General features: G+C 42.2%; 5 protein-coding genes and 1 pseudogene. 3 read left to right on the plus strand and 3 right to left on the minus strand.

Annotation, left to right across the window (positions count from 1 at the left end):
- Nucleotides 1-345: pseudogene (locus Q0541_RS07175) on the minus strand (hypothetical protein); the annotation flags it as partial.
- Between the two features lie 646 nt (nucleotides 346-991).
- On the opposite strand from Q0541_RS07175, the gene Q0541_RS07180 reads away from it, so the two are divergent.
- Nucleotides 992-2,218, plus strand: coding sequence for a succinate--CoA ligase subunit beta (locus Q0541_RS07180; RefSeq protein WP_298907552.1), 1,227 nt, complete (start codon nucleotides 992-994; stop codon nucleotides 2,216-2,218).
- 297 nt (nucleotides 2,219-2,515) lie between these two features.
- Nucleotides 2,516-3,397 (plus strand): CoA-binding protein, encoded by an 882-nt coding sequence (locus tag Q0541_RS07185; protein ID WP_298907553.1) that lies wholly within the window; start codon nucleotides 2,516-2,518, stop codon nucleotides 3,395-3,397.
- Here the strand turns inward: Q0541_RS07185 and Q0541_RS07190 are convergent, their stop codons facing one another.
- Complete coding sequence (locus Q0541_RS07190) at nucleotides 3,398-3,565, minus strand: hypothetical protein (protein WP_298907555.1); 168 nt, start codon at nucleotides 3,563-3,565, stop codon at nucleotides 3,398-3,400. It lies immediately after the preceding gene.
- A 117-nt stretch (nucleotides 3,566-3,682) separates the two neighbouring features.
- Nucleotides 3,683-3,946 (minus strand): DUF2252 family protein, encoded by a 264-nt coding sequence (locus tag Q0541_RS07195; RefSeq protein WP_298907556.1) that lies wholly within the window; start codon nucleotides 3,944-3,946, stop codon nucleotides 3,683-3,685.
- 166 nt (nucleotides 3,947-4,112) lie between these two features.
- On the opposite strand from Q0541_RS07195, the gene Q0541_RS07200 reads away from it, so the two are divergent.
- Nucleotides 4,113-4,796, plus strand: a complete 684-nt coding sequence (locus Q0541_RS07200) for a RibD family protein (protein ID WP_298907558.1) — start codon at nucleotides 4,113-4,115, stop codon at nucleotides 4,794-4,796.
- The last annotated feature ends 106 nt before the right edge of the window (nucleotides 4,797-4,902 follow it).

Consider the following 4,902-nt stretch of genomic DNA (forward strand, 5'->3'; position numbering starts at 1 on the left):
TGCTTCCCCTGGTTCCCCATCTTCCTCATCTCCCCATCCCCCCCTCTGCTTCAGGGGTAGAAAACATTTGGCATAAGGGAGTTGTTCACCAGAAACTCTGAGGAAACATTGCACTCGCTGCTCTCTGTTGGGTGCTATAGACTGAAGTCCTTTCTCAAGGACTGCAAAGATTATCTGAGCGTCAACTATTACATCTGATTCATGTTGCGTTAAAATCATTAGCCCGTCTTTATTGACGGCACACTTAACCTCGAAGACTTCAGCCGTTGAGACTTCTACAAGTAATTGTTCCTGCAAAGTTTTGGCTAAAAGTTGTAAATCTTCCTGCTGGACTGCTACTTTCATAGAGCTTTCCCGCTGAACTTCTATATTGTTTTGATTATCTTTAAGGAGATGAAATGAACTTTTTAGGTTTGTTGAATGCAAATGCACAGTTTAACCAACTACAGCCTGAAAATCTGAACGACCAACTTTCTAACACAAATTTTAACTTTTCACCAAAAATTCAAAGAGCAGTAATTATTCATGCCGCTACATTTTAACTGCACTAGATGCAAAATTAAATAATCTGTCTTCAGATATAAATTACAAATGAAAAATGGGAATAATAGAGTTTTTGAGTATTTCCACCGCATTATTTCGTGACAATTAAATTCACAGGAGCTACTGCTGTGCAAAATTCTAGTTGCACAGTTGTGACAAATTTATCCAAAGGTTAAGGAAACGATGTGATATTAGAGGGTTTTGACAGAAATGGTAGTTATCTTCTATGCTGAGAAACTTACTGAGGAGATTAATTTCGTGTTGTGGCTCTGGCACAAACAGGTTGGCTATCAAAATTAATGTGCCTCATTTGCTTAATTCGATAAAATTGATCCGTGAAAAATAAATTTTTATAGCTGCCAAAAGCTTAATTCTGCAATAAAGGTGCTGCAAAATATTAAGACAGCACTAACTAAAGGCTGGGAAAGTGTCAATACAAGGTGTATCAATGGATTTATTAGAGTATCAAGTTAAAGAATGGTTTGGGAAAATAGGCATTCCTGTATTGCCTTCACAACGAATTGACCATCCTACAGATTTGAAACGTTTAAAAATTCGCTTTCCAATTGTACTGAAATCTCAAGTACATGGAGCGGAACGGGCAAAAGCAGGTGGAGTCAGGTTTGCCGAAACGACTATCGATGCGATCGCCGCTGCTCAAAATATCTTTAGTCTACCAATATGGGGCGAATTGCCAGAAGTTGTGCTGGCAGAATCCCAATACGACGCTAACCAGGAATTTTATCTAGCGGTAGTTTTAGATACTGCTGTCTGCCGACCGGTACTTTTAGGTTGCAAAGAAGCAAACATCGATTGGGAATCCGCTGGGGAAAAAATGCACTATGTTGTTGTGGAACAGGAATTCTCGCCATTTTATGCCCGACGATTGGCTTTGAAAATGGGTTTACAGGGGACGCTGATGCAGTCGGTAAGCAGCGTTGTAGAGAAAATGTACCAGTTATTTGTGCAAAAAGACCTGGATTTAGTCGAAATTAATCCCTTGGCAGTCAGTGCTACTAATCAAGTTATGGCTCTTAATGGTAAAGTCAGGGTCAACGAACGGGCGATCAAGCGTCATCCCGATCTTGCCGAGATGGCGGCAAAAATTATCAGCCGTCATACCAGTACTGAAATCAATGGTATTTTGGGTGACTGGGATGGTGTGAAAATGCATGGTAAAATCGGTATTTTAGGTAATGGTACTGGTTCAGTGATGGCAACTTTGGATTTAGTCGCTAATGCTGGTGGTAATCCAGGTGTTTGTTTAAATCTACGTCATGTTTTCCTGACAGATACGACACCAACTACCTTCTGCGATCGCCTAGAGATAGGTCTGAAAATCCTGGAGGCTGACAAAAGCATTCAAGTAATACTAATTAACTTTCTGGGTAGCATTCCTCTAACTGAGGAAGTGGCTGAAGTTATAGCCAGAGTTGTGCAGCAAGACAACAGCGAACTTCAATCACAAGTTGTACATTCTAATGGTAGTAAAAGTCGGCGAGAGCAGAATTTTTCACCCTTAGTTGTCCGTCTTGCTGGTTCTGAATTTAATGCTGCTAGACAATATTTAGCAACACTAAAAACCCACAACGACGCGCTCCTTGTGGTAGAAAATTTAGATGAGGCAGTGGCGGCAGCAGTTCGTCTTGCTAAACCAAGAGCTCATAGGAAATAGTGAGTGTCATTTTGTGACAATTCAAAAATCAGAAATTATTAATTTTTACCGCAGGGCATAAATTTTTGAATTTGATGCTGAAAACAAGTACAGCTTTGCTTCCTGGGACTAAATTATATAGTACATTCAAACTGAATATTCCTAGCTAGAGGCGGGTTTTCCGATTTTTGGAACACTCAGCCTCAAAACTAGTTTTTGTAATTTCAGTAAAAATTGAATCAATGCGACACTGTAAATGTGTCGTTTTTATGGCCAGTAATTCAAGGGACTGGGTTGCCAAACTTAGAGTAATTTTTTATGAACCTAACGCCAGATAGCAAAGTGTTAATTCAAGGCTTTTGTGAATTTATATCAGGCACTCATGTTGCTCAAATGCAAGCTTATGGCACGAATTTAGTAGCCGGTGTCAATCCTGGATGTGGCGGACAGGAACTGCATGGACTGCCAGTATTTGACTTAGTAGAGGAGGTAATAGAACAATTTGGGGCAATTGACACCACAATTATCTGTGTAGATCCTTACGACGTGCTAGATGCGGCATTAGAGGCGATCGCATCTCATATTGGCCAGATCATTATTATTACCGCTGGCGTGCCGCCTTTGGATATGGTGCAATTACTCCGCAAAGCCGAGGCATGTGAAACTTTGGTAATCGGGCCCAACAGTCCTGGGATCATTGTGCCGGGAAAAATTCTTTTGGGTACTCAACCTAGTGAGTTTTATACTCCTGGAACAGTGGGGATCGTTAGTCGTAGCAGCACCCTCACCTACGAAGTTGCTTACGAATTAACAAAAGCCGGTTTGGGGCAGTCCATTAGTGTCAGTATTGGTAGTGATGCGATCGTCGGTTCTTCCTTTCTCCAATGGCTGCAAATTCTCGATGAGGATGAAACCACACAGGCGATAGTTTTAGTCGGTCAACCTGGTGGTGGTAGTGAAGAAGCAGCAGCCCGGTACATTGCTGAGGCAATTGATAAACCAGTAATTGCCTACATTGCAGGGAGACAAGCGCCACCAGGAAAGAGTTGGCGTCAAACTGGGACTTTAGCAACGGTTATCGGACGCGATCCTAATTTTGGCACAGCCCAAAGTAAATTAGCTGCTTTAAAAGAAGCGCAAGTTCCAGTAGCTGAACGTCCTTCTCAGATTCCAGAATTATTGCGAAAGGAGATTAAGTAATTACAAAAAGCGAAACAATAATCGAGCTTCGTCTTTATAATCCATGAGTAATGGCGATCGCTCCACAAGTCCATCACCTGCTCGCCTCCATCTGTGGAAAATATCTCTTTTAGTAGTGGGTGCTGCCAGAGGGCAAAGGGGAAAGGTGAATTCAAACCGCAATCCCATTCCCTTTTTCCCCTAAACCTGAAAAGTGTAGCCAACCAAGGAATCAGTATTGGATAGCATTGCTTTGGTGGTGATTGTCAAGTCGCTTCTCGAAGATTAAAAATTAAAAATTATTAATTAAAACAAGACGCTTCCTGAACTTGGCATCTGCATATCACGATAGAAAATGTGAGCCGTCCCCCGATAAAAAGCGAAGGGGCTAGCTGTCATTTTTTGCATTTTCGTTGCCAGTTCTTGAGGCAATTGAGAAGCAAAGGGATGGTTGTATTGGTAAATTTCATTCTCCACCCAAGTTGAACGGGGAGTTCCAGCCTCAACTAGAGATGCAAACCCCAAAATTAAAATTAAGACAACTACAATTGCAGATATGCGTTTGGGCATGACAGTCTCTTAGGTGTAAAGAAATTGACTCTTGCTAATCATCCAACAAGAATTCTTTTACCACCTTGAGCCATAGTTTGAAAAGTGATTTAAAGCACAATGCAACAACTATTCATGGCAAAGAATTCAAAAAGGTAAAATTACAAAGAACTGTCAGAACGTAATCATGTCAGCTATCCAAACAACTGTGGTTTTTGCAATGACGGTCGATGGAAAGATTAGCGCCGTAGATCCTAAAGCACACCGTGATTCCGATGCCGCTGATCAAGCGCACGTAGAGTATCAAGTTTCCCTTGCTGATCTTATTCTGGTAGGAGCAGGGACGATTCGGGCTGAAGAAGAGGTAACTTTTACAATTCGCAATCCCGAATTGTTAGCAGCACGTGAGGTTCGGGGTCAGTCTCCTCAGCCCATTATCTGCGTTGTCTCAGGTTCCCTTGACCTATCGCTGGACTTCGCTTTTTTGAGCGAGGACATTGAGCGATGGATATTTACGACACGAATCGGTTTGGAGCGCAGTTCTGATACAACAACCTTGCAAAAACTGGCTGAATTAATTGATTTGGGAGATACAGACCTGGACTGGGATCGAGCCTACAGCTTGATGGCAAAGCGGGGTATTCACAAGGTCGTTGCTTTGGGAGGCGGCTCTTTAACAGCTTCTCTAGTAAAGGCTGGGCGAATTGACGATTGGTGGTTGACAATTTGGCCCCTCATTTATGGAGGAAAGGACGCCCTTACCCCAGTAGAGGGAGAGGGTTTTCTTCCCAATGCTGCTCCTCATCTGCAACTTGTTGAAACTCGTCAAGTTGGAAGTGAGTTGTTTTTACACTACTGCACGCTCAACTAAGAATGCGCTGCCAGAATTAAGCGCTATTATCGTTGACACTAAAAAGCGCCTTCCCAATCTGGGAGAGCGCTTTTTGATTTAGCTAAACTTTACTATTTAACCGTTG

Source organism: uncultured Nostoc sp. (genome assembly GCF_937863485.1).
Lineage (GTDB): Bacteria > Cyanobacteriota > Cyanobacteriia > Cyanobacteriales > Nostocaceae > Nostoc.